The 24,593-nt window shown below is 64.2% G+C and carries 24 protein-coding genes; 11 read left to right on the top strand and 13 right to left on the bottom strand.

Going from position 1 to position 24,593, the window contains the following annotated elements; genetic code table 11:
• Window positions 1-71: 71 nt before the first annotated feature.
• Window positions 72-1,325, bottom strand: a complete 1,254-nt coding sequence (locus tag FJ936_RS20845) for an aspartate kinase (protein WP_015315600.1) — start codon at window positions 1,323-1,325, stop codon at window positions 72-74.
• Window positions 1,326-1,568: 243 nt separating this feature from the next.
• Here FJ936_RS20845 and FJ936_RS20840 point away from each other — a divergent pair, with 243 nt between their 5' ends.
• Window positions 1,569-3,407: a CHASE3 domain-containing protein gene (locus tag FJ936_RS20840; RefSeq protein WP_140787774.1), complete on the top strand. Its 1,839-nt coding sequence runs from the start codon at window positions 1,569-1,571 to the stop codon at window positions 3,405-3,407.
• A gap of 203 nt (window positions 3,408-3,610) precedes the next feature.
• Window positions 3,611-4,360: a bifunctional 2-polyprenyl-6-hydroxyphenol methylase/3-demethylubiquinol 3-O-methyltransferase UbiG gene (gene ubiG / locus FJ936_RS20835; protein ID WP_140787772.1), complete on the top strand. Its 750-nt coding sequence runs from the start codon at window positions 3,611-3,613 to the stop codon at window positions 4,358-4,360.
• Between the two features lie 73 nt (window positions 4,361-4,433).
• On the opposite strand, the gene FJ936_RS20830 is transcribed toward ubiG, so the two are convergent.
• The gene (locus FJ936_RS20830) at window positions 4,434-5,324 is read right to left on the bottom strand and encodes a DMT family transporter (RefSeq protein ID WP_140787769.1); all 891 of its coding nucleotides are present in this window, start codon (window positions 5,322-5,324) and stop codon (window positions 4,434-4,436) included.
• Window positions 5,325-5,426: 102 nt separating this feature from the next.
• Here FJ936_RS20830 and FJ936_RS20825 point away from each other — a divergent pair, with 102 nt between their 5' ends.
• Window positions 5,427-5,912, top strand: a complete 486-nt coding sequence (locus FJ936_RS20825) for a MarR family transcriptional regulator (RefSeq protein ID WP_015315596.1) — start codon at window positions 5,427-5,429, stop codon at window positions 5,910-5,912.
• A gap of 4 nt (window positions 5,913-5,916) precedes the next feature.
• Here the strand turns inward: FJ936_RS20825 and FJ936_RS20820 are convergent, their stop codons facing one another.
• Genes FJ936_RS20820 through FJ936_RS20805 form a run of 4 tightly spaced genes read right to left on the bottom strand, consistent with a single transcriptional unit; the run spans window position 5,917 to window position 8,336 of the window.
• Window positions 5,917-6,342 carry a DUF1178 family protein gene (locus tag FJ936_RS20820; RefSeq protein ID WP_140787767.1) on the bottom strand — a complete coding sequence of 142 codons (426 nt, stop codon included), beginning with the start codon at window positions 6,340-6,342 and terminating at the stop codon, window positions 5,917-5,919.
• A complete protein-coding gene (locus FJ936_RS20815; RefSeq protein WP_140616865.1) occupies window positions 6,339-7,217 on the bottom strand; it encodes a carbon-nitrogen hydrolase family protein in 879 nt (292 codons plus the stop codon). Before FJ936_RS20815 ends, FJ936_RS20820 begins: the two co-directional genes overlap by 4 nt.
• 11 nt (window positions 7,218-7,228) lie before the next feature.
• Window positions 7,229-7,498, bottom strand: a complete 270-nt coding sequence (gene grxC, locus FJ936_RS20810) for a glutaredoxin 3 (protein ID WP_015315593.1) — start codon at window positions 7,496-7,498, stop codon at window positions 7,229-7,231.
• A 25-nt stretch (window positions 7,499-7,523) separates the two neighbouring features.
• Window positions 7,524-8,336 carry a ComF family protein gene (locus FJ936_RS20805; RefSeq protein ID WP_141906900.1) on the bottom strand — a complete coding sequence of 271 codons (813 nt, stop codon included), beginning with the start codon at window positions 8,334-8,336 and terminating at the stop codon, window positions 7,524-7,526.
• 65 nt (window positions 8,337-8,401) lie between these two features.
• Between FJ936_RS20805 and FJ936_RS20800 the strand changes: the two genes are divergently transcribed.
• Window positions 8,402-9,274 carry a methyltransferase domain-containing protein gene (locus tag FJ936_RS20800; protein WP_140787761.1) on the top strand — a complete coding sequence of 291 codons (873 nt, stop codon included), beginning with the start codon at window positions 8,402-8,404 and terminating at the stop codon, window positions 9,272-9,274.
• A 20-nt stretch (window positions 9,275-9,294) separates the two neighbouring features.
• On the opposite strand, the gene FJ936_RS20795 is transcribed toward FJ936_RS20800, so the two are convergent.
• The 5 genes from FJ936_RS20795 to argJ form a co-directional block, all read right to left on the bottom strand.
• On the bottom strand, window positions 9,295-9,474 hold the full coding sequence (locus tag FJ936_RS20795) for a Flp family type IVb pilin (protein WP_140787759.1): 180 nt from the start codon (window positions 9,472-9,474) through the stop codon (window positions 9,295-9,297).
• Window positions 9,475-9,583: 109 nt separating this feature from the next.
• Window positions 9,584-9,898 carry a hypothetical protein gene (locus FJ936_RS20790; protein ID WP_140787757.1) on the bottom strand — a complete coding sequence of 105 codons (315 nt, stop codon included), beginning with the start codon at window positions 9,896-9,898 and terminating at the stop codon, window positions 9,584-9,586.
• A 120-nt stretch (window positions 9,899-10,018) separates the two neighbouring features.
• A complete protein-coding gene (locus tag FJ936_RS20785; protein WP_140787755.1) occupies window positions 10,019-10,441 on the bottom strand; it encodes a (deoxy)nucleoside triphosphate pyrophosphohydrolase in 423 nt (140 codons plus the stop codon).
• Between the two features lie 8 nt (window positions 10,442-10,449).
• Entirely contained in the window at window positions 10,450-11,202 is a 753-nt protein-coding gene (locus FJ936_RS20780) for a GNAT family N-acetyltransferase (protein ID WP_140787931.1), read from the bottom strand.
• A gap of 29 nt (window positions 11,203-11,231) precedes the next feature.
• On the bottom strand, window positions 11,232-12,473 hold the full coding sequence (argJ, locus tag FJ936_RS20775) for a bifunctional glutamate N-acetyltransferase/amino-acid acetyltransferase ArgJ (RefSeq protein WP_140616861.1): 1,242 nt from the start codon (window positions 12,471-12,473) through the stop codon (window positions 11,232-11,234).
• Between the two features lie 221 nt (window positions 12,474-12,694).
• Between argJ and FJ936_RS20770 the strand changes: the two genes are divergently transcribed.
• Window positions 12,695-13,294 (top strand): TetR/AcrR family transcriptional regulator, encoded by a 600-nt coding sequence (locus FJ936_RS20770; RefSeq protein ID WP_140662787.1) that lies wholly within the window; start codon window positions 12,695-12,697, stop codon window positions 13,292-13,294.
• A gap of 58 nt (window positions 13,295-13,352) precedes the next feature.
• On the opposite strand, the gene FJ936_RS20765 is transcribed toward FJ936_RS20770, so the two are convergent.
• Window positions 13,353-14,288, bottom strand: a complete 936-nt coding sequence (locus tag FJ936_RS20765) for a peptidylprolyl isomerase (protein WP_140787753.1) — start codon at window positions 14,286-14,288, stop codon at window positions 13,353-13,355.
• Window positions 14,289-14,549: 261 nt separating this feature from the next.
• Here FJ936_RS20765 and secA point away from each other — a divergent pair, with 261 nt between their 5' ends.
• On the top strand, window positions 14,550-17,282 hold the full coding sequence (gene secA / locus FJ936_RS20760) for a preprotein translocase subunit SecA (protein WP_015315583.1): 2,733 nt from the start codon (window positions 14,550-14,552) through the stop codon (window positions 17,280-17,282).
• Between the two features lie 56 nt (window positions 17,283-17,338).
• Here secA and FJ936_RS20755 read toward each other — a convergent pair whose 3' ends face one another.
• The gene (locus FJ936_RS20755) at window positions 17,339-19,924 is read right to left on the bottom strand and encodes an AAA family ATPase (RefSeq protein WP_140720275.1); all 2,586 of its coding nucleotides are present in this window, start codon (window positions 19,922-19,924) and stop codon (window positions 17,339-17,341) included.
• 213 nt (window positions 19,925-20,137) lie between these two features.
• Between FJ936_RS20755 and FJ936_RS20750 the strand changes: the two genes are divergently transcribed.
• From FJ936_RS20750 to FJ936_RS20725, 5 genes are all read left to right on the top strand, one after another.
• Window positions 20,138-20,410 (top strand): DUF4242 domain-containing protein, encoded by a 273-nt coding sequence (locus tag FJ936_RS20750; RefSeq protein WP_023770749.1) that lies wholly within the window; start codon window positions 20,138-20,140, stop codon window positions 20,408-20,410.
• A 427-nt stretch (window positions 20,411-20,837) separates the two neighbouring features.
• Window positions 20,838-21,335 carry a hypothetical protein gene (locus FJ936_RS20740; protein ID WP_140787749.1) on the top strand — a complete coding sequence of 166 codons (498 nt, stop codon included), beginning with the start codon at window positions 20,838-20,840 and terminating at the stop codon, window positions 21,333-21,335.
• Window positions 21,336-21,396: 61 nt separating this feature from the next.
• Window positions 21,397-21,603, top strand: a complete 207-nt coding sequence (locus FJ936_RS20735) for a DUF1127 domain-containing protein (protein ID WP_015315579.1) — start codon at window positions 21,397-21,399, stop codon at window positions 21,601-21,603.
• Window positions 21,604-21,757: 154 nt separating this feature from the next.
• Window positions 21,758-23,158, top strand: a complete 1,401-nt coding sequence (locus FJ936_RS20730; RefSeq protein ID WP_015315578.1) for a lipopolysaccharide biosynthesis protein — start codon at window positions 21,758-21,760, stop codon at window positions 23,156-23,158.
• Entirely contained in the window at window positions 23,158-24,438 is a 1,281-nt protein-coding gene (locus FJ936_RS20725; RefSeq protein ID WP_140662796.1) for a GNAT family N-acetyltransferase, read from the top strand. The genes FJ936_RS20730 and FJ936_RS20725 overlap by 1 nt, the downstream gene beginning before the upstream one ends.
• The last annotated feature ends 155 nt before the right edge of the window (window positions 24,439-24,593 follow it).

Raw genomic sequence — 24,593 nt, 5'->3', positions numbered from 1 at the left:
TCTCCAATAGACTTCTTGCCGGGGCAGTTTCCGCCGCGCCCGGCAAGTGCGCAACAGCTGATTCAGTCCTGCTACTGCTTATCCAGACCGTAGACGGAATGCAAAGTGCGAACCGCAAGTTCCGTATAGGGACCGTCGATCAGTATCGAAATCTTGATCTCGGAGGTGGTGATGGCGCGGATGTTGATCGCCTTGTCGGCCAGCGCCTTGAAGGCGGTGGCGGCGACGCCGGCATGGCTCCGCATGCCGATGCCGATGACCGAAACCTTCGACATGCCAGCTTCCGACTGCACGACATCGTAGCCGATCTCGGCTTTCAGCCGGTCGAGCACGGCCAGCGCCTTGTCGACATCGCCCGACGGCACGGTGAAGGTCATGTCGGTCAGCTTGCCGTCCTCGGAAATGTTCTGGACGATCATGTCGACATTGATGTTGGCCTCGGCCAGCGGTCCGAAAATGCCGGCGGCGACGCCCGGCCGGTCGCCGACGCGGCGCAGCGAAATCTGGGCCTCGTCCTTGGCATAGGCAATTCCGGTGACGACCTGCTGTTCCACGATCTCTTCCTCGTCGCAAATGAGCGTTCCCGGAGGATTGAGCAAATCCCCCATTCCGGGCGCATCGGGATCGTCGAAGGACGACCGCACGAAGGTACGCACCCTGTGCACCATGGCAAGCTCGACCGAACGCACCTGCAGAACCTTGGCGCCGAGCGAGGCCATTTCAAGCATTTCCTCGAACGATATCTTGGCCAGCCGCCGCGCTTTGGGCTCGATGCGCGGGTCGGTGGTGTAGACCCCATCGACGTCGGTGTAGATGTCGCAGCGGTCGGCCTTGACCGCGGCGGCGATCGCCACGGCGCTGGTATCGGAGCCGCCACGTCCGAGTGTCGCGATGCGGTTGTCCGGCCCGATGCCCTGGAAACCGGCGATGACAGCCACCTGGCCTTCGCCGAAGCGCTTGACCAGGAAGGCGCCGTCGATGTCGAGGATGCGCGCCGCGCCATGCGCGTTGTCGGTCTTGATCGGAATCTGCCAGCCCTGCCAGGAGCGCGCATGCACGCCCATGTTCTGCAAGGTGATGGCGAGAAGGCCAGCCGTGACCTGTTCGCCGGAAGCGACGACCGCGTCATATTCGCGTGCATCGTGCATCGGTGAGGCCTCGCGGGTCCAGCCGACCAGCTCGTTGGTCTTGCCGGCCATCGCCGAAACCACCACAGCCACTTCGTGACCGGCGTCGACCTCGCGTTTGACGTGACGTGCCACGTTGCGGATGCGAGCGATGTCGGCGACGGAGGTCCCGCCGAATTTCATCACGATACGCGCCATGGAAGCGAAATGCCTTTGACTGGAGCCGGCCCGCGGCCGAAAATGGAAGAACAGCGTCCGGCTGCCGCCGGCCACTGAATGCGCGGCCTCCATAGCCAAATGAGGAAGGTTTCGCAAGGCTGACGGCGGATTGCGTAACAGCACGACATATTGCCTTCCGGGCCGGCGCCGCTTACCAAATGCTGCCTGCGGGAAATTGCTTTTGGTTCGGCATAACGGATGATTGCTCGGCTTCGGCGCGCCATGCGATTGCAATCGCTCCCGCTTGTTGCGGGCTTTGCGGTGCTGGCACTGATCGTCGGCACCCGTGCGGTGCTCGTCGAGAGCCAAAGGGCCAGTCGTGCCGCCGCACGTGAGACAATCGAGTACCAGGAGCAGCTTTCCGGGCTGCTTTCATTGGCGCAGGAGGCCCAGAGTGGTCAGCGCGGCTACCTGCTGACCGGTGAAAAATCCTATCTGGAGCCTTACCGGAAGGCCGTCGAGGCAATTCCGGGACAAGTGGCGCGGGTCGACAGCGCGACCGCTCCCGACGATCAGATCGCCCAGCAGATCGGCCACATCAAGGACGCGCTTTCGCAACAGCAGGCCGACCTGGCCGAAACCATAGCTCTTTACGAGCGAGGGGATGCGGCAAAGGCCCTGCAACTGGTCCGCAGTGGCCAGGGCAAGGCCGCCATGGACGAGATGCGGGCCAGCATGGACACAATCCGGCGTATCGGCGCCGCCGCGGTGGCCGCGCGCGACGAGCGTACCGACCGGGTCGAGGCCTGGTTGCGGATCGGCTCACTGGCCGCGTTGCTGGCGACTTTCCTGCTTGCCGCCTACACCATACGTCAATCCCGTCGCCGCTTCCACGAGGTGGTCGTCGCCCAGCAAGAGCTGATGCGCAAGAACATCGAACTCGGCAACGAGATCCAGACGCGTGAAAAGGCCGAATCCCAGATACGCCAGATGCAGAAGATGGAGGCTGTCGGACAGCTGACAGGCGGCATCGCCCACGACTTCAACAACATGCTGGCGGTGATCCTCAGCGCCATGAACCTTGCCCAGCGCAAGCTGAAGCGGGGCGAGCATGACATCGAAAAACTCGTCGAGGCCGCGACCGACGCGGCCAGCCGTGCCGCCAACCTGACCTCCCGCCTGCTTGCCTTCTCCCGCCTGCAGCCTCTGGCGCCGCAGGTTGTCGACATCAACGGGCTGTTGACCGGCATGTCCGATCTTCTGCGCCGCACCTTGGGTGAAGGCATCCGCATCGAGACAGTATTAGCGGGCGGCCTGTGGAAAACCCACGCCGATCCCAGCCAGATCGAGAACGCGATCCTCAATCTGGCCGTCAATTCCCGCGACGCCATGGACAATGAGGGCAAGCTGACCATTGAGACTGTCAACAGCCACCTCGACGACGGCTATGCATCGACGCACGCCGAAGTCACGCCTGGCCAATATGTGATGATCGCGGTAACCGACACCGGCGCGGGCATGTCGCCCGAGACCATCGCCAGGGCTTTCGAACCCTTCTTCACGACCAAGCCGGTCAACAAGGGCACGGGACTTGGGCTGAGCCAAGTGTTCGGCTTCGTCAAACAATCGGGCGGCCACGTCAAGATCTACTCCGAGCCCGGCGAAGGCACGACGATCAAGATCTACCTGCCCCGGTTTTTCGGAGCCGAGGAGCCGGCAGCGCCCGTCGGGCGCGACAAGAGCGCCGCCAAGGTCACCGAGACGATCCTCGTCGTCGAGGATGACCCCCGCGTGCGGGCCTCCACGACGGGTGTTATGCGCGAACTCGGCTACATCGTCATCCATGCGGGAAGCGGACCGGAAGCCCTTCAGAAGCTCGCCGCGACACCAGGCATCGCCCTGCTTTTCACCGACATCGTCATGCCGGTGATGAACGGCCGCAAGCTCGCCGAGGAAGCGCTCGCGCGCCAGCCCGAGCTGAGAGTGGTCTTCACCACCGGCTTCACCAGGAATGCCGTGGTCCACAACGGCATGCTCGATCATGACGTGCACTTCCTGGCCAAGCCGTTCACCATCGAGCAGTTGGCGGCCAAGCTGCGTGATGTTCTGGACACGAAATAAGCCGGGCCTTTGATCGCCCAGCCACTTTGTCAGCAGAGGAAAATGTTGCCTTGACATTCGATGCCTCACGCCCGACTTCCTAGCGCATGACCCCGAAATCGACTTCGATTTCGGAAAGGGATCATGCGCAGAATCAAAGTGCTACAGCGTCCTTTGCGCGTCCGAAGGACGCGCGGCGCTGTAGCGTCCGAGGAGACCAACCGATGCCTGAGCCCCGACGATCGACGATCGATGCCGGAGAGGTGGAACGCTTTTCCGCCCTTGCCGCCGAATGGTGGAACCCGAACGGCAAGTTTCGTCCGCTGCACAAATTCAATCCGGTCCGGCTTTCCTATATCCGCGACCAGATCGCGGCGCGCTTCGGCCGCGACCCGCGGGCGGCGCGGCCGTTCGAGGGCCTGCGCATCCTCGACATCGGCTGCGGCGGTGGCCTTTTGTGCGAGCCGATGGCCCGGCTCGGTGCCGAGGTGGTCGGAGCGGACGCGTCCGAAACAAACATCGAAGTGGCGAAACTGCATGCCGCCGAGGGCAATGTCAGCGTCGACTATCGTGCCACGACGGCGGAAGATCTCGCCGAGGCCGGCGAAAAATTCGATGTCGTCCTCAACATGGAAGTGGTCGAACATGTCGCCGATATCGACCTGTTCGTCGCCAAATGCGGCGAGATGGTCAAACCCGGCGGCATCATGTTCGTGGCCACCATCAACCGCACGCTCAAGGCGCTCGGCCTCGCCATCATCGGCGCCGAATATGTGTTGCGCTGGCTGCCGCGCGGCACCCACCAATTCGGCAAGCTGGTGCGCCCCGAAGAGCTGGAAAAGGCGCTACGCGGCGCCGGCCTGACCATCATCGACCGTACCGGCGTCACCTACAATCCGCTTGCCGACCGCTGGGCGCGGTCGAAGGACATGGACGTCAACTACATGGTGCTGGCGGAAAAGGGATCGATCTGACAGCCAATCCTCAGCCAGCCGGGGCCGAAACCCGGCGGTGACGCCGACGGCAGTGCGGCGTGCCTCGAAGCCTTCAGGCTTTCTGGCTCTGCGCCTTGGTGGTGATGAACACGCCCGCGGTGATGATGACGGCGCCGACCCAGGTCAGCAGTTGATAGTGTTCACCAAGGAAGATCGTTCCGGCAAACAGCCCGACCGCTGCCGCGACATAGCCGATCTGGCTGAGATAGACCGGACCGCCAACCGCCTGCAGCCGGAAGAAGAAAGCAAACATCGCCGATGCCGCGGCCATCTGCGCCACGACGATGAGCGGCACGACGCCAAGCTGGACGAAGGCCTTGCCTCCGAGCAAGGTCAGGATACCCACGAGCAGCATCGCCGCGGACGCCAGATGGCTGCCGACCGCGAGTTCGATCGGACCGGTTCCTTCCGGCCAGTCGATGGTGCGGTAGATGTTGCCGGCGGCAAGGCTGACCGGGATCAGCAGCCCCATCATCACCCAGAACAGATCGGCCGGCTGGCCGGCCTCGCCGCGCGTCGCCGCCACCATGACGGCGCCGACGAAGCCGACGGCGATGCCTGATATGCCCAGCATGTTGGGGCGCCGGACGCCGAGCAGGATCGAAAACACCAATGTGATCACCGGCGACAGCGTGAACATGATGCCGGTGTAGCCGGCGCCCAGATGCGGAATGGCCGAAAACATCAGGAGATTGGGGACGGCATAGGACACTGCCGCGGTGACGAAGAAATAGCGCAGTTTGTGCGGGGTGAGCCGGATGCGCTCACCACGCGCCAGGAGCACGCACAAAAGCACGCCGCCAGCGCCGAGCGAGATGACAAAGGCCCAGACCATGGCTGGCACGCCGGCCGCCGTGGCGAGCTTGCCGAAGGGCAGCGTCAGGCCCAGCAGGCCGCCGGTGACAACCAGCAGGCCTAGTGCCGAATCCCAGAGATATTTCATGATGGAATCCTATGGGTGGCACAGCCTCTTGGCCGGCGTTGAATATTGAGATAAGATAATGGAAAGATTCTTAACGTCAAGATATACATTATGGTGAGATAGATGGACCGCGCTGGGAAAGCCATCGAGCAATGGCAGCGGGAACGGCCGGACCTGGATGTATCGCCGATGGCCGTGATCGGGCGTCTGAATGAGGTCTCCTCGCTGATAGCACGCGATCGCCTCGCCCCGCTGTTTGCCCGTTTCGGACTGCAGGCGGGAGAGTTCGATGTATTGGCGACGCTGCGCCGCTCCGGCTCGCCTTACGCGCTGACGCCGACCGCTCTCTATGAAGCGACGATGGTGACATCAGGCGCCATGACCAACCGGCTCGACCGGTTGGAAAAGGCCGGATTGATCCTGCGTGCACCGCACCCCAACGATCGGCGCGGCATCGTCGTGCGGTTGACCGAAAAGGGGCTCGCCTTGATCGACGAGGCCGTTGCGGCCCATGTGGCGAACGAGCATCAGATCCTGTCCGGTCTGACACAGACCGAACGGGAAACGCTTTCGCACCTGCTGGAAAAATTGATCGGCAGCGTGAGCTGATCGCTCAGTTCCGGTCGTCCGGAAACACCGGGATCGGCATGAACTCGACACCGTCCTCGGCCAGGGCCTTGGCCTCCTCCAGCGTCGCCTCGCCATAGATGCCGCGCGCATCGGTTTCGCCGAAATGGATCTTGCGCGCTTCCTCGGCGAACTTGTCGCCGACATAGTCGGCGTTTTCGCGCACCTTCTCGGCCATCGCCTTCAGCTGCGCCAGCGCCTGCTTCTGCGCCTCGCCCATGGCAAGCGCTATGGTTTCCTGCTTGCGGGCCGTGGAAACGGCCGGGGCCATCAGCGCCTTCTCGACCTTGTGCGAGCCGCAACTGGGGCAATCGACAAAACCGCGCTTCTTCTGCGTGTCGAAATCGTCATTGCTGCGAAACCAACCCTCGAACTCATGCTCGTTTTCGCAGATCAGGGAAAAGCGGATCAAGATGCGGCGCCCCTGAGACGCGGCCCCTCGCCGGTATTGATGGTGAAATCCCGCGCATTCCTGAGATTGGGGATCTTCTTGCGCGCGGCAAGCGACTGCGCCGGGTCGATCTCCGCGACAATCACCGCTGGCTCGTCATGCGCGGCTTCGGCGATGATGCGGCCCCACGGATCGACGATCAGCGAATGCCCATAGGTCTCGCGGCCGTCCTCGTGCAGGCCACCTTGCGCGGCGGCGACGACATAGGCGCCGTTCTCAATGGCGCGTGCCCTGAGCAGCACATGCCAATGCGCTTCGCCGGTCTGGCGGGTGAAGGCCGCCGGCACGGTCAGCACCTCGGCGCCGGCCATCGCTTCGGCACGGAACAATTGCGGAAAACGCAGGTCGTAGCAGACGGCAAAGCCTAGTTTCGCATCGTTGATCGGAATAACGACGGCTTCGGTCCCCGGCTCATAGGCGGCGGATTCGCGCCAGCTTTCGCCGTTATCGAGGTCGACGTCGAACATGTGGATCTTGTCGTAGGTGGCGAGCGTCGCGCCATCGGGTCCGAACAGGAGCGCGCGGTTGGCGAGCTTGCCGTCGGCGCGCAGTATTGCGGTCGAGCCAACGTGCAGGAAGATGCCGAGCTCACTGGCGAGCTTCCGCGCGGTTGCGACAACGATGTCCTTGTCCTGCGAGGTGAAGGAGGCGGCACGCGCTTCCTTGTCGCGGATCAGCGCGCCGGTCATCTCCGGCGTCTGGATATAGGTCGCGCCCTGGCCCGCGGCCTCGCGCACCAGCCGCTCCATATCGGCCGCATTGCGCTCGGGGCTCTCGCCTGAACGCATCTGCACTGCCGCCGCCTTGAAAACACCCGCCGTCTTGAAAACACCCATTGTCATACCCCTCAAATCGACGAGCCGTTGGCGAGCAGTTTGTCCAGTCGGCCTTCTGCCTCCAGATCATGGAGGTCGTCGCAGCCACCGACATGTGTGTCGCCTATGAAAATCTGCGGAAAGGTCGTGCGCCCGTGGGCCCGCAACATCATCTCCTGGCGCAGTTCCGGGGAGAAGGAAGCGTCGTGCTCGGTATAGGCGACGCCTTTGCGCTCCAGCAACCGCTTGGCCGCCGTGCAGTAGCCGCACATCATGCGCGTATAGATCGTGACATCGACCATGACGAATTCCGCTTCCGTTGCCGACTTATATAGTCACGGACTCGTCCGCCCGGAAGTCCCCCGGCAACACACGGGCAAAGGTCAGCACGTCGACGGCGGCCGCACCTCCCCTTTTCAGCGCCTTGGTGGCGGCACGCACGGTGGCGCCGGTGGTGTAGACATCGTCGATCAGAAGAACCCTGCGGCCGGCAATCTCGATCTCGGCCTCTGCCGGCACGCGAAAGGCGGCGCGTACGTTTTCCTCGCGCTCCTGCCGCTCCAGTCCGACCTGCTGGCGGGTGAGTTTCACGCGCCGCATGGCGGAGGGCGAGAAAGGCAGCCCGCTGAGCTCGCAAACCGCGCGCGCCAGTTCCGCCGATTGATTGAACCGCCGCCTGAAAAAACGGCGCCAATGCAGCGGCACCGGCACCACCACATCCGCGTCGGCGATGAGCTCGGCGCCCACACGGACCATCCAGCGCGCCATCCAGGGTGCGAGATCCGTGCGGTCCTGGTATTTCAGCCCTTGCACCATCTGGCGGGCAACGCCGGAGTAGACGACTGCGGCCCGTACCCGTTCGAAGGGCGGCGGATCCGCGATCGCCTCCGCCGACAGAAAACCATCGCCCATGTGATGGGTGAACGGCGTGCCCATCACCGGACACCAGGGCCGCTCCAGCAGCCGCAGCTTCGGCCAGCAGTCGCCGCACAACACACCGGGCTGCGAGACCTGCCGGCGGCAGCCGGCGCAGACCGGCGGAAACAGGATGCGCGCCGGCCAGCCCAGAGCCGACCGGGCAGCAGACCCGGCTAGCTTACCGATCTCGACGGACTTGATCTTGGGCATCGGATCGGCCACGTGATTGGTTGCTCGGCACCACCATACCAACCATATCAGGGCGCCGACATACAAGGATCAATCCCTTGCAGCCTATAATGGACACCTCTCTGTGGCTGGCGCACAAGCGGCGCGCGCTCATCCATCCGGTTGACGGCGCCGACTTCCTCATGCGCCGTGCCGCCGAGGATCTCGCCGACCGGCTGGGCGCCGTCGAGCGAAAGTTCGCCAAGGCGGCGGTGCTGTTTTGCCAGACATCGGCCGCGGCCGATGTCCTTGCGCGGAGCGGCAAGGTGGCGGATCTCGCCCGTGTCGAGACGGCCGCGGCTTTCCTGAACGGTGCCGCCGGCCTGATTGCACCGCCGGAGACCGTCCCGTTCGAGCCGCAAAGTCTTGATCTGGTGGTATCGCTTTTGTCGCTGCAGGCGATGAACGACATCCCGGGCATGTTGATCCAGATCCGTCGCGCGCTGCGGCCGGACGGACTTTTCCTCGGCGCCTTCGCAGGCGTCGGCACGCTTGCGGAACTGCGCGAAAGCCTGCTTGCCGCCGAGACAGAGCTCTACGGCGGCGTCAGCCCTCGCGTCATCCCGTTCACCGACGTACGCGATGCCGGTGCGTTGCTGCAGCGCGCCGGTTTCGCGCTGCCGGTCGCCGACGTCGAGACGGTGACGGTGCGCTATGCCAACCTGTTTGCCCTGATGGCGGATCTGCGTGCCATGGGCGAAACCAGCGCGCTGGCCGATCGCAGCCGGCGGCCGGGCACGCGCCAGCTGTTTGCCCGCGCCGCGGAAATCTACGCCGAACGCTTTTCCGACCCCGACGGTCGTATCAGGGCAAGCTTCTCGACGGTCTGGATGTCCGGCTGGGCGCCCGATGCATCGCAGCAAAAGCCGCTGAAACCCGGTTCAGCCAAGGTTTCGCTGAAGACTATACTGGAGGGACCTGATGGGCATTGACCTGTTCGCAGGCACCAGCCTCATTGCGCAAAGGCGTTGGCAAGCCTGCTGGAGTTGTCGCTGAACAGCCAGGTCAGCGAGTTGAAGACCTGGCCGATACCGCCGATGATCGTCAGCGACAGCACGGCGATAATCAGACCATATTCGACGACCGTGGCGCCGTTTTCGTCCTTCAGAAAACGCAGCAGCACTGTTTTCATGACCTCGATCCCCGTTGCGGAAACTTTATCGCGGACCTGTTAAGAAAGGTTAACGGCAAAGGCTTAACAGGCGGTGAAGTCGCCGACCGTCGGAAATGTCCTGGCCTGGTCAGCAGTCGCCACTGCTTTTGCCATCGGAACGGATAATGCAGACGCCTCCCGGATCGGCCTGCAGCACGCTGCGGCGTACCGTATAGGTGCTGCGATGGCTGATCGAACCGGTAGCCGTCATGTCCAGGCCGGGGAAACCGTCTCGGGCCGTTTGCGAACGCGCCTGGTTGTCGAGGAAAGGGGTCGCGATCAACGCCAGCGCCACGGCGGCCGATCCGAACAGCAGCGTGAGGCGCAGGACGCCCATGCCCGCATCAGCGACACGAAAGCCGCGCTCGGGCCGGATCGAATCCCAATCCCTGTCCAGGCTCATTCTATCGCTCCCCAGCGAAATGGCGGCGGCCGCACGAAAAACGGCCATGCATCAATTTTTCATGATGAGATAAATCTTCCATTAACGCTGGCTGATATGGACGGTGGTCCAACCAGATCCTCAAAGGAGATCTATCAGGAAGGGGATCAGTGGCGCATCGGCCGGCGGCATCGGATAGTCGCGCATCTGTTTGGGCCGCACCCATTTCAGCGCCTGCCCTTCCCTCGGCTGGGCGATGCCGCGGAAGCGGCGGCAGACAAAAAGCGGCATCAGCAAGTGGAAGTCGTCATAGGAATGGCTGGCGAAGGTCAACGGCGCCAGGCATGGGATATCGGTCTCGATACCGATCTCCTCCTGCAGTTCACGGATAAGGCATTGTTCCGGCGTCTCGCCGGCCTCGACCTTGCCGCCGGGAAACTCCCACAGGCCTGCGAGTTGCTTGCCTTGCGGCCGCTGCGCCAGCAGCACCCGACCATCGGCATCGACCAGCGCGCAAGCGGCGACCAGGAGCAGGCGCTTGCCGCTGGATTTCACATCATTCATGCCCGACTTCACCCATGAACAGCGGGCCGGCGGTAGTGATAGCGATAGACTTCCTCGAAGCCGAGCGCGCTGTAGAGCGCCAGCGCCGGCGCGTTGCCGGCCTCGACCTGCAGCCAGGCTTCCCGTGCGCCGCGCAGCCTCGCCCATTTCAGCGCCGACAGGATCAGGTTGCGGCCGTGGCCCTTGTTGCGCGCCGCCTTGTCGGTAGCGACCTCGAATAGGCCGGCCAGATCGCCGTCATGCACGCAGATCAGCGTCGCCAGCGGCTCCGTCCCATCCTCGAGTGCGAACAGCCCGGCTTCAGGCTGGATAGCGCCGATGATCTCCGACAGGCCCGGCCGCAGCGACACGTCCGAGCCGCTGACCTTGAGCAATGCGCCGATGAAGCGGCTGATGTCCTTGAGCGGGATCTGGTCCATGGCGGCGTCGAGCTGCGCGTCGGCCAGCGGCAGCCGCATGACCAGCGATTCGTCGAACCGACTCCAGCCCTCCTTGTCGAGATGACTGGCAAGATCGGGACCCGACAATGGCGACATGCGGAACGTCAGAGGCCGGCCGTACGCGTCGAAACGGCGGCTCGCGCGGCCGATGCGGTCGGCGATGTGCTGGATGTCGCCGGGATCGAGCGGATTGACCGAGTTCAGCCGCTTGGCCGGATGACCGGCGGTCAGGCGCACCACCCAGGTGCCGTCATAGTGGACGGCGGCCGCGGGCCAGGCGCGAAAGCCGGCCGCCTCATAGCGGCGCACGGTCGCGAGCATGCTTGCGGGATGACGCGAAACCAAGGCGATCAGCTCCGGTAGTCGCCATTGATGGCGACATATTCCTTGGTGAGATCGCAGGTCCACACTGTCGCCTTGCCGCGGCCGATGCCGATATCGGCGCGGATGCGGATGTCGTCGCGCTTCATATAGGCCGAGGTCTTTTCTTCCGAATAGCTGGGGTCGCGCTCACCCTCATGCGCCAGCCTGTTGTCGCCGAACCAGATCGACAGCCGGTCGCGATCCGCGGGCTCGCCGGCCTTGCCGACGGCCATGACGACGCGGCCCCAATTGGCGTCCTCGCCGGCGACCGCCGTCTTGACCAGCGGCGAATTGGCGATCGACAGCGCGATGCGTTTGGCCGAGCGGGCCGACTTGGCCCCGGTGACGGTGACCTCGACCTGCTTGCGGGCGCCCTCGCCGTCGCGCACCACCTGCAACGCCAGCGACTTCAGCACCTTGCCGAGCGCCCGGCGGAACTGACCAAGGCGGGCGTCCCTGGGATCGGTGATCTCGGGCGCGCCGCGCCTTGCCGCCTTGCCGGTGGCAAACAACAGCAGCGTGTCGCTGGTCGAGGTATCGCTGTCGACGGTGACAGCATTGAACGTCTTGGCCGTCCCGCGCGACAACAGGTCCTGCAGGACAGGAGCCGCGATCGGCGCGTCGGTGGCGATGAAGGACAGCATCGTCGCCATGTCGGGCGCGATCATGCCGGCGCCTTTGGAAATGCCATTGATGGTCACATCGGCGTCGCCGAGCTTGACCGTCGCCGTCGCCACTTTCGGATACGTATCCGTGGTCATGATGGCCTTTGCCGCCTCTGTCCACAGGTCCGGCTTGCCGTCGCTGACCAGCCCGGCGAGCAGATGGCTGAACTTGGCCGTGTCGAGCGGTTCGCCGATGACGCCGGTCGAGGCCAGGAAAACCTCGCCTGCCGTGCAGCCCGCGGCCTTCGCCGCCGCTTCGCCCGTCAGCGCGGTGGATTCGCGACCCTTCTGCCCGGTGAAGGCGTTGGCGTTGCCGGAATTGACGACCAGCACCCGCGCCTTGCCCGAGCCAAGGTTCTGGCGGCAGAAATCAACCGGCGCCGAGGGACATTTCGACCTGGTGAACACGCCGGCGACCGCGGTGCCTGCATCGAACACCATGGCCAGCAGGTCGGTGCGGCCCTTGTACTTTATCCCTGCTTCGGCGGTGGCGATGCGCACCCCTTCGATTTCTGGCATTTTGGGGTATTTCTTCGGCGCAAGCGGGGAAATCGTCGTGGACATTCAGACCTCGGGCGGGAAAATCGCAAGGGAAGGCCGGTTTGCCCGATACGGCGAGCCGGTGCAAGCGCGTTTTCGTCGCTCCCGCGGAGGGCAAACCCGTTCAGGATCAAGCTTGCATTTCAAATCTGTTGGCGTCGCCGGGGTCCGTGGCGCTATGATCTTCCACATTGGCAGGCGGGATCACTTATCGTTGCCAGCGAATTGAAACGAGGACGAAAGGCATGGCCGAGGAGGCGGATACGGCGCGCAGATCGATCGGTGCGCGGCGCAATCCCGACAGCGCGGACGCCATTCTGGAGGCGGCCGAGGCAGTGCTGGTCGAAGGCGGCTATGCCGGCTTCTCGATCGAGGCCGTGGCGCGCCGCGCGCGCGCCGGCAAGCCGACCATCTATCGCTGGTGGCCAAGCAAGGCGGCATTGCTGCTCGAAGTCTATCAGCGCCAGAAACGCGTCGACATCCCAGACAGCGGAAGCTTGGAAGAAGACCTCGTCGGCTTCCTGAAAAACCTGTTCGCGCATTGGCGCGACACGCCTTCGGGCAGCGTGTACAGGTCGCTGATTGCCGAGGCGCAATCGGACGAGACCGCCGGCGCGGCGCTCGCCGGCTATGCCACGGGGCGCCGGACTCACAACAGCCAGATCGTGGACCGCGCCAAGGCAAGGGGTGAAATTGCCGACGATATCGATTCAGAGGTGGTCGCCGATCTGATCGGGTCCTTCGCCTGGAAGCATCTTTTGACCAACCGCCTCGACGTGGATGAAGCCACGATACGAACCGCTGTTGGCTATGTCACGCGAGGCATCGTCACGCCCAGGCGCTAAAAAACGGCAAAAAATAGGCGAGGCGAGCAATCACTCGCCGCGCCTTCGCGATTGCGTCCTACTTGGCGCTTTCCAGCGTGTCGACGGCCTTCTTCAGATTGGCGTCGGGGATCTCGACCTTGGCGCCGCCGCGCAACGACTTGACCAGCGCGAAATACTTGTCGCGGATGACCGCCTGCTTGGCCTGGTCCTTGACGTCGTCGAAGGCCGGCGGCTGCTTGGCGCGCTTGTCCTCGAGCTTGATGACATGCCAGCCGAACTGCGTCTGCACCGGCTCCTTGGTGTATTTGCCGACCTCGAGCGCGAAGGCCGCCTTGTCGAACTCCGGCACCATCTGGCCAGGTCCGAACCAGCCAAGATCGCCGCCATTGGACTTGCCCGAGGGATCGCTGGTGTGCTCGTTGGCGAGCTTCTGGAAATCGCCGCCGCCGTCGAGCTGCTTGATGATCGCCTCGGCCTCTTCCTTCGTCTTCACGAGGATGTGACGGGCATGCACCTCGTTGACCGGCGGCGTGTTGGCGATTTCCTGGTCGTAGCGGGCGCGAACCTCGGCGTCGGTGACCTTGTCGACCACACCCTTCTCGACCATCTCGCCATGCAGCGCGCGCTGCTGCAGGAAAGCCATGCGGCGCTGGAAGTCAGGATCCTTGTCGAGACCGTCGGTGACCGCCTTGGCTGCCATGACGCGGATTTCGATGGCCGCCGAAAGTGCCGCGGCGCGGCGCTGCTCGGGCGGCAACTGCGCGAACTGCTGCGACAGCTCGCCTTCGGCAAGCACCAGATCGGCTTCGGTCAAGGGCTGGCCGTTGACGGTGGCGATCACCGTATTCGGGTCGACCGGCGCCGCGGCCGGGGCAGCCGCATCCGCCGGGGCGGCGGGGGCGGCCGGAGCGGGAGCGGTCTCCTGCGCCGTGACAGGCGACAGGCAAAGAGCCGACAGGCCGAGGGCCAGGCCAAGGCTGGCAAGCGACGCACGGCTGAACAACAAGGACATAAGGATGACTCCGGTCAGGGATTGTAGGGAGGGTGGCTTCCAGATCAGCCAGATTGTGGCGGAATTTGGCGCGACCGGCAGGGCCAGCGCGGCGTTGACATCAGTTGAGCCCCCTCTTATCTGTCCATCGACTTGGCGTCCAGAACCGTTTTCCGGGCGCTTTTTGTGTTTGCCCGTATTCAGGCGGTGCGTTCACGTGGATGTGATGGGGCCGGCCGGCGCCTGTCTCAAGATTGAGAATTCTATCGAAAGGACCATTGGATGGTCAGTCTCGGCGGTCTCGCCCGTAAGGTTTTCGGTTCCTCCAACGACCGTCGGGTCAAATCGACCCGCCCCCGTGTCGAGGCGATCAACGCCATGGAAAACGAGATGCGGGCGCTCTCCGATGCCGAGCTTGCCGGCCGCACGGAAAAATTTCGCCAGGATATCGCCAACGGCGCCAGCCTCGACGATCTGCTGATCCCAGCCTTCGCAACCGCCCGCGAGGCCGCGCGCCGCGTGCTTGGCATGCGCCCCTTCGACGTCCAGCTGATCGGCGGCATGGTGCTGCACAATGGCGGCATCGCCGAGATGCGCACCGGCGAGGGCAAGACCCTGGTCGCGACGCTGCCGGTCTATCTCAACGCGCTCGCCGGCAACGGCGTCCATGTCGTTACCGTCAACGACTACCTCGCCACCCGCGACTCCGAATGGATGGGCCGCGTCTACAAGTTCCTCGGCCTCTCGGTCGGCGTTATCGTCCACGGCCTGTCGGACGAGGAGCGTCGCGTCGCCTACGCCTCCGACGTCACCTACGCCACCAACAATGAGCTCGGCTTCGACTATCTGCGCGACAACATGAAGTACGAGCGCGCCCAGATGGTGCAGCGCGGTCACAATTACGCGATCGTCGACGAGGTCGATTCCATTCTGGTCGACGAAGCGCGCACGCCGCTGATCATTTCCGGTCCGCTCGAGGACCGTTCGGAAATGTACAACACCATCGACACCTTCATCATCCAGCTGCAGCCGCAGGATTATGAGATCGACGAGAAGCAGAAGACCTCGATCTTCACCGAGGAAGGCACCGAGAAGCTGGAGAACATGCTGCGCGATGCCGACCTGCTCAAGGGCGAGTCGCTCTACGACGTCGAGAACGTCGCCATCGTCCACCACGTCAACAACGCGCTGAAGGCGCACCGGCTGTTCCAGCGCGACAAGGACTACATCGTGCGCAACGGCGAGATCGTCATCATCGACGAGTTCACCGGCCGCATGATGCCCGGCCGCCGCTATTCGGAAGGCCTGCACCAGGCGCTGGAAGCCAAGGAGCACGTGGCGATCCAGCCGGAGAACCAGACGCTCGCTTCCGTCACCTTCCAGAACTACTTCCGCCTCTACAAGAAGCTTTCCGGCATGACCGGCACGGCGCTGACCGAAGCCGAGGAATTCGGCAACATCTACGGTCTCGAAGTCACCGAGATCCCGACCAACCTGCCGGTCATCCGCAAGGACGAGGACGACGAGGTCTACCGGACGGTCGAGGAGAAGTACAAGGCGATCGTCAGGGAGATCCGCGAAGCCAGCGCCAAGGGTCAGCCGACACTGGTCGGCACGACCTCAATCGAAAAGTCCGAGCAGTTGGCCGAGCGCCTGCGCAAGGAAGGCTTCACGGATTTCGAGGTTCTCAACGCCCGCCATCACGAGCGGGAAGCGGCAATTGTCGCCCAGGCGGGCAAGCCCGGCGCCATCACCATAGCCACCAACATGGCCGGCCGCGGCACCGACATCAAGCTCGGCGGCAATGCCGAGATGCGCATTGCCGAGGAGCTGGGCGACATGCCGGAAGGCCCCGAACGCGAAGCGCGAGAAAAGGAAATCAATGCCGACGTCGAGCGCCTGAAGGAAAAGGCGCTGGCCGCCGGCGGCCTCTACGTGCTCGCCACCGAGCGCCACGAGTCACGCCGTATCGACAATCAGCTCAGAGGCCGCTCTGGCCGCCAGGGCGACCCCGGCCGATCGAAATTCTTCCTGTCGCTGCAGGACGATCTGATGCGCATCTTCGGCTCCGAGCGCATGGACGGCATGCTGCAGAAGCTCGGCCTCAAGGAAGACGAGGCCATCATCCATCCCTGGATCAACAAGGCGCTGGAAAAGGCGCAGAAGAAGGTCGAGGCGCGCAACTTCGACATCCGCAAGAACCTGTTGAAATATGACGACGTCTCCAACGACCAGCGCAAGGTGGTGTTCGAGCAGCGCATCGAGCTGATGGACGGCGAGGGCCTTTCGGAGACCATCGGCGAGATGCGCGCGGGCGTCATCGACGAGATCGTCGCCAAGGCCATTCCCGAGAACGCCTATGCCGAACAGTGGGACGTCGCCGGCCTGAAGGCCGAGGTCGCCGAATTCCTCAATCTCGACCTGCCGATCGAGGATTGGGTGAAGGAAGAAGGCATCGCCGAGGACGACATTCGCGAGCGCATCTCTCAAGCCGCCGACGCCGCGGCAAAAGAACGCGCCGACCGTTTCGGTCCCGAGGTGATGAACTATGTCGAGCGCTCCGTGGTGCTGCAGACGCTCGACCATCTGTGGCGCGAGCACATCGTCAATCTCGACCATCTGCGTTCGGTCGTCGGCTTCCGCGGCTACGCCCAGCGCGATCCGCTGCAGGAATACAAGAGCGAGGCGTTCGAGCTGTTCCAGGCGATGCTCGGCAATCTGCGCCAGGCCGTCACCGCGCAGCTGATGCGCGTCGAACTGGTCCGCCAGGCCGCCGAAGCGCCGCCGCCTGAAGCGCCCGACATGTTCGGCACGCATATTGACGGCACCACCGGCGAGAATGATTTCGAAGGCGGCGAAACGGCCCTTCTGGTACGCCAGGAAAGCACCGCCATCGTCGCTCCCGAGGACCGCGACCCGAACAACCCCGCAACCTGGGGCAAGGTCGGCCGCAACGAAGCCTGCCCCTGCGGCTCCGGCAAGAAATACAAGCACTGCCACGGGACTTTCGCGTAAAGACCTGCAGGATCGGTGTTCCCCGGACTTCTGATCCGGGGGCGGCTCCCATATTGTCAGATCAGCCCGGAATCGCGCGCCGCGGCGGTTGCCTCGCCGCGCGAAACGGCGTCCAGCTTGCCCAGCACCGCTGAGACATGATGATCGACGGTCTTCGGTGAGATGGTTAGGTGCTCGGCGATTCTCTTATTGGAGAAACCGCGCTCGATCAGGTGCAGAACTTCCATTTGGCGGAGCGTCAGGCCAGCGTGATTGGCGCGTGTGCTCTGCCGCGGTCCCCTGGCGATGTTATGGACGCCATTCTGCCGCATGACGGCGCGGACGTGCTGGGCCACCGGCCGGGCACCGAGCCCCTCGAATATGTCCAGGGCCAGGCGCAGCGCCGGCTCGTCGCCGTACAACAGGGCGAGCGCCCGTTCGAACGGAGCGCCCAGCCGGGCCCACAGCATCGCGGCACCACGCCAGTCGCCGGTGAGCAGCAGGCGATAGGGCTCCGCCATGCCGGTCGTGTCGCCAGGACTGCTTTCAGGTGACAAGAGCAGCCGCCAGACGGCCAACTCGGCGAACATTGCCCTCGTCGGCGACAGGCTTTCGGCCAGGTCGATCAGGCGAAGTGCCTCTTCGGTGTCGCCTTGCCCGAGCCATGCCAGTTCGGCCATCGATGCCGTGTAGGGGACCAGCCGCTGCAGCTCCATTCCCTTGTCTAGGAACCGCTTCATTTCGTCCAGCAAGGGCGCGGCCGGATCGCCTCGTCTTATGCGCAATTTCGCCAGCGCGACCAAGGATGGGTAGCGCACCAGGGCCGTGGTCGCACTATCGTCGATGACGTCGTGAGCCATCGCGGCCGCATCGTCCCAAAGGCCGCGTCGCAAAAGCAATTGCGCCTGCACGCCCCGCATATAGTCGCGCCAGGTCGCGAGATCATTCTCGACGCAATAGGCAATGCCCCGGTCGAGAAAGGATTGCGCCCGGACAAGGTCGAGCTGGTTCATTTCGGCGCAGGCGCAATTGGTGAAGCCGCGTGCGGCGTGCTCCTGGAAATTCTGCCCGAGCGCGATGTCAAGGCTGCGGGCGAGGTGCAGACGGCCCTTGGCCAGGTCAAGCCACTGCTCGGCGGAGCCAAGATTGTTGAGCGCATGACAGACTATCTCCGGCTTGTTCAACCGTTCGGCCAAACCGACTGCCTTGCAGCCGAGCAGCAGCGTCTCGTCGAGCTTCTCGGCGAGCATCGCCAGCTGCGAGAGATTGGAATAGGCCATGGCAAGCTCCGGACTGGCCGGCGCCTGTTCCAGCAATTCCACCGCCTGTGCCCCGAACAGGTCCGCCTGTTCTCGGTCACCCACCAGATAGGCGAAGCGCGACAGGCATCTGAGGCTGTCGCCCTCCCTGAGCGTGTCGCCCAACGCCTGCTGCAACCGCCGCGCCTGGCCCTGCGCCTCGATGGCCATATCGATGCGGCCGATCAGATGGCATTCAAAGGCATAGCCTTCGTAAAGCCTCGCCCGGTCGCCCATAGGCAGGCTGTCGGCGTGCCGCAGGGCGACCTCGTAATAGCCGGCCGCATCGCGATGCGCGCCGACGCGGGAAGCCTCGCGCGCCGCAAGCGGGGCAAGCTCGCGCACCGCTTCCAAATTCTGGGCCTCCACCGCATGGTGGACAAGTCTTGCCGTAGCCACCTCGGCGTTTTCCTGCAGTGCGGAAAGCGCGCGCTGGTTGAATTCGCGCCGATGGCTTGGCGTCAGCGCCATCTCGACGGCGCGACGGGCGATCTCGTGGCGGAAGGCATAGCCATCGCCGAGATCGTCGAGCAGGCCGTTCGAGACACATTCCGCCAGTTGGCCTGCGCTGGCGACACCACAGAGGCCGCGCAGCGCCCAGACATCGGCGCGGCGTGGAAACACCGACACCGCGTCGAGCATAGAGCGCCCGCCCGGCGACAGGCGCTCGGCACGCGCCAGCACAGCGTCGCGGACGCTGGCCGGCGGGATCATCTCGCTTTCGGCAGCCAGCAACTCGGTGACGAAGAAGGCGTTGCCCGCGGTGGCGCGATAGATTGCGCTGCCGTCGCGGTTGGCGGCTTCGGCAAGCGACAACACCGCCGCTTCGCTAAGCAGCGGCACTTCGATACGCTGGACGTTGGCGGCCGGAATTTCACCGAGCACCCGACGCGCGCGCATCTGCCCTTCGCTGCGGTCGGTGCGTGCCGTGAACAGCACCAGCATATGCGTGTTGGCGATGCGTCGGCCCAGGAAACGGACGAAATCCAGGGTCGCGTCGTCGGCCCAGTGCATATCCTCGATGACCAGCAGGCCCGGCCGAGACCTCGCCTCGAAAACCTCGAGAGCGTCTGAAAACAGGGGCAGCCGCTGGCCTTGCCGGTCATCGATCGCCCGGGGCAGTGCCCACTGCGCATCCCGGGCCAGATCGTAGAGCGGTCCCAGCGGATCGGGGATCGACAGATCCTCGCAGGCGCTGCGGAATATGGAAACGTGCTGCCCAACACCGCTTACGAACGCCTCGACGAGTGCCGTCTTGCCGGCGCCGGCCTCGCCCAGCAATGCCGCCACGCGGCCGCGACCGCGCGCCGCCGCCGCGAGCAGTTCCTCCAACTGATCAAGTTGCGCCTGCCGCTCCAGAAGCATCGTTACTGGCCCATGAGTATCGTCGTCTGCCCCATCCCCCAGGATACCCACGCTTCGGTATCCGCAGTGTGGCTCCAAGATCGAACGTCGAAAACATAGGGAATCGTCCCGCGAAATATGGGGAAAGGCTCCGATGCGCGCTTTCGAAGGCCATGGTTTTTCTCCGACCGCGCTCATTTCGAGCGTGAATCAATCGTAAAAGGAAGCCATTCCATGCCTCGCTATCTGATCGAACGGACATTCCCCGACGGACTCAACCTGCCGATGAACGACATCGGCGCAACGGCGCTTGGCGGCATCATCATGCGCAATGCCGAGAAGGGGGTCACCTGGGTGCAGTCCTTCGTCTCGCCCGACAAGAGCAAGAGTTTCTGCATCTACGACGCCCCCTCGCCGGAGGCCATCCGCAGCACGGCGCAGAAGAATTCCCTGCCGGTGGACAAGATCACGGAGGTGAGGGTCCTGGACCCCTACTTTTATCGCTGATCCAATGGAGCAAGGATGGAGCCATGAGCGTGAAATTGTCCTGGGCAATGATAGCGGGCGGTTTTCCCTGTTGTTCCCTCCCGAAACGGCCGCCGGCATGGCGTTCGACCCTGCACCCCACCGGCGCGGTCTCGCATCGCGGATTGTCTCCGCGCTGCTATCGCCATTGCGAGGCCGGCGCGGGCGCCTGCCTCCGCAAGACGATTATTTGAGACGGGACGTCGGTCTGCCGGAGCACGAGATGCGGCGGGACTACTGGGAATATTGGTGGTGGCACCAATGAGACCGCGGTCCGGTTAGACGGGATGGACGAGGATCGAACCCGTCCCGTACTGCCAATCCCATGCCGCGGGCGTCTGCAGCCAGGCCTGGCCTTGCTGGCCGGCCTGGGCGCCTGCCGGATCATCAACAATCAATGGAGAACAAAATGAACGTCAATTTCTGGCGCCTTGCCGCGCTGTTCATCACGTCGATCGCCTCCACCGCCGCATCGGCGGGGAAGGACAATCCGCTTGCCGACGAGGTGCGGGCGGCCAACAGCCGCTTCGCGAACGTCGCGGCGGCCACCGCCGAGGGCTATGCGCCGATTCCTTGCGCCAGTGGCATCACTGGCGGCGCCATGGGCATTCATTACGTCAATGGCGCCTATCTGAAGGACGATGCGATCGACCTCGCCAAGCCGGAGGCCGTGATGTACGAGCCGATGTCCGATGGCACGCTGAAGCTGGTGGCCGTCGAATACATCACCGCGAAGGGTCCGGCCTCGCTCGGAGGCCAGTTGTTCAACTTCAACAGCGCTCCCAACCGCTATGGCCTCGGCCCTTTCTACGAACTTCATGTCTGGGCCTGGAAGCAAAACCCGACCGGCGCCTTCGCCGACATGAACCCGAACGTCTCGTGCGACGCCATGAAAAAGGCCGACTGACGGCACCCGGCCTGCCGGTCCAGTCCCGGCAGGCCTTTCGCGCGCATCGCGAGGAGAAATCATGCCCGAAATCGATGTCGTCCTGGCGAGGCCGCGCACCCGGCCTTCGCGCCTGATGGCCGTTACCGCTTGGCTTGCACACGGATGGCACCTGCGGCATGGCCGGCGTCGCTTGGAGGCCATGCCCGGTTTCATGCTGAAGGACATCGGTATCAGCCGTTGCGCGATCGACCATGTCGCAACGCGCGGAGAGGCGCGCCGCCGGTAGATCCGACTGGGCGACAAACGGCGCCGCGCCTGTGCGGCACCTTCACCGTTCGTCGACCCTCAGCCATTACGCACGCCCTTCCCACCCACGCTTTCTTAAGGTGTCTTCGCTACACCAAAGCCTGAAAAGAGGCGGAAAACGGAGAGAAATCGGGGTGCGCTTTTCCGCGGCCACGACTGCCGGGCGGTTCTTGCCGCAGCGTTTGGCGCTGCGCGTGGAGCCTTTGCTTGGCCGTCTGGACGCCGTGCTGTTCACCGCCGACGAACGCGGCGAGGCCGGCCGCATGTCGGTCATCGCCTTCTCCATCCGCATCGTCAGTGCCGTCATCGCCTTCATCAGCCAGGTGCTGATGGCGCGTTGGATGGGTTCCTTCGAATACGGCATCTTCGTGCTGGTCTGGGTGACGATGGTCATCGTCGGCAACCTCGCCTGCCTCGGCTTCCACACATCGGTCATCCGCTTCATCCCCGAATACCGCGAGCGCGGCCTGATGGATGAATTGCGCGGCATCGTCGTTGCGAGCCGCCTGTTCGTGCTGATCGCCTCGACGGTCATCGCCGGGCTCGGCGCCCTCGGCGTCTGGCTGGCCGCGCCCTGGATCGAAAACTACTACGTGATACCGTTCATCCTCGGCGTCATCTGCCTGCCGATGATCGCGCTGTCGGATTTGCTGCAAGGGCTGGCGCGCGCCAATTCATGGGCGTTGTTCGCGCTGTCGCCGACCTACCTGATCCGGCCGGTGCTGATCCTGCTGTTCATGGCGCTGATGCTTTGGGCGGGCTACGCCGCCGACGCGCGGACGGCGATCTTCGCCTCGATCGCCGCTACCTACGCCACCACGCTGACCCAGCTCATCGGGGTCACCCAGCGCATGGAAAGGCAAATTCCGGCCGGCCCGATGAAAGTGCATTTCGCGCAATGGTTCGTCGTCTCGCTGCCGATCTTCCTGGTCGAGAGCTTCTTCTTCCTGCTCACCAACGCCGATGTGCTGATGGTCGGCGCCTATATGGATCCCAATGACGTCGCCGTCTATTTCGCCACGGTCAAGACGCTGGCGCTGGTGCATTTCGTCTATTTCGCGGTCAAGGCCGGCGTCGCCCAGCGCTACGCGCAGTTCACCCATGGCGAGCCGCAAAAGCTTGCCGCCTTCGCCCGCGAGACGGTATCATGGACCTTCTGGCCCTCGCTGCTGATGGCGTTTCTGGTGCTGGCGCTGGGCGAACCGATGCTGGTGCTGTTCGGCCCCGAATTCACATCGGGCTATCCGCTTCTGTTCCTGCTCGTCTTCGGCGTCGTGGCGCGCGCCGCCGTTGGCCCCTGCGAAAGCCTGCTCACCATGAGCGGCAACCAGAATGTCTGCGCCGCCGTCTATGCCATGACACTGGCCTTCAACATCGGGCTCAATGTGGTGCTGATCCCGCTTTTCGGCCTGTGGGGCGCAGCCATGGCCACCGCCTTTGCCATGATCTTCGAGGCCGGCGCACTGTCCTTCACGGTCTGGCGCAAGCTCGGCATCGTCATGGCGATCTTCGTGCCAGCCAAAGGAGCCGCCTGATGGCCGCCATCCCTCTGCTCGAGGAAACCAGCGGCGGTCCCGCCGGTGCCATGGTGTCCGGCCTTGCCGGGCTGGCGCGCGACGCCGATCCCGCTCATATCGAGATCCTCGCCAACAACCGGCCCGAGCGCAAACTCGCCATCTACCCGGCGTCGGCCGGCTTCGACCTGGTCGAGGAACTGGACTATCTCTGCGCCCGCACGATCGAGCCGAACGTCTTCTTCAACCCGCGTTTCCTGGCGCCGGCCATGCCCCGGCTGGAAGATCGCGAGGTGCGCCTTGCCGTGATCCGCGACGGCGATGAATACCGCAACCGGCTGCGGCTGCTGGTGCCGATCTCGGTGGAACGGCCGGTGGTGCCGCTCGGCGTGCCGGTCATGCGCACCTGGTCGAGCCCATTCGGCCCGCTCGGCACGCCGCTGATCGACCGCGACGATCCGGTCGGCGTGGTCGAGGACTTCTTCTCGATGCTGTCGCGCCCGCATCTCAAGCTGCCGAAAGTTCTGGTCCTGCCCGACATCAGGCTCGACGGTCCGGTGTCGAGCCTGGTCGCCACCGTGGCCGAGACGCGTGGCCTGGCGCTGGTCACCACGGGCCAGACTTCACGCCCCGTGCTGGAGAGCGAACTCGACGGCGACGATTATCTCAAGGCTTCGCTGCGCGCGCACCACTATCGCGAATTCCGCCGCCTGAAGCGGCGCCTCGGCGATCTCGGCAAGCTCGAACATGTCGTGGCACGCGGCCCCGAGGAAATCCGCCACGCCATCGAGCACTTCCTGACGCTGGAGGCGTCCGGCTGGAAAGGCCGCGAGCGCACCGCCATGGCGATCGACCGCTTCCGCGCCGCCTTCGCCCGCGAGGCGGTGCACCGGCTCGCCGAACAGGACATGTGCCGCATCCATTCGCTGACGCTCGACGGCCGCACCATCGCTTGCCTGATCGTCTTCGTCGAGGCTGGCGTCGCCTACACCTGGAAGACGGCCTATGACGAGACGCTGGCCGCCTATTCGCCGGGCACGCTGCTGATGATCGAGGTCACCAGGCAGCATCTCGACGATCCCAACATCATGATGACCGATTCCTGCGCCGTGCCCGACCACCCGGTGATGAGCCGGCTGTGGAGCGAGCGCAAGCCGGTCGGCACATTGGTGATCGGGTTGACAAGGGACGCCGACCGCCTCGCCCGCCAGGCCGCCTCGCAGCTGCATCTCTACCGCGAAACCCGCAACATGGCGCGCCTGCTGCGCAACCGGATGAAGAGTTTGCTCGGGCGGCGCTAGACCTGCGCTGGCGTGGGTGATGCAAAACCGTAGATTGCGACAACTGCCCTGTGGGCCGCGCTGCTGGTCGGCCTTGCAATCCCATTCAGAAATGTCTTCTGGCATGGCGGGCCTAGGACAGTCGAACGGCCGACATGCGTTCCAGCGGCTGTCGT

It is taken from the genome of Mesorhizobium sp. B2-4-13, from assembly GCF_006658535.1.
GTDB classification, from domain to species: domain Bacteria; phylum Pseudomonadota; class Alphaproteobacteria; order Rhizobiales; family Rhizobiaceae; genus Mesorhizobium; species Mesorhizobium australicum.
This window is presented reverse-complemented; position numbering and strand designations above follow the sequence as displayed.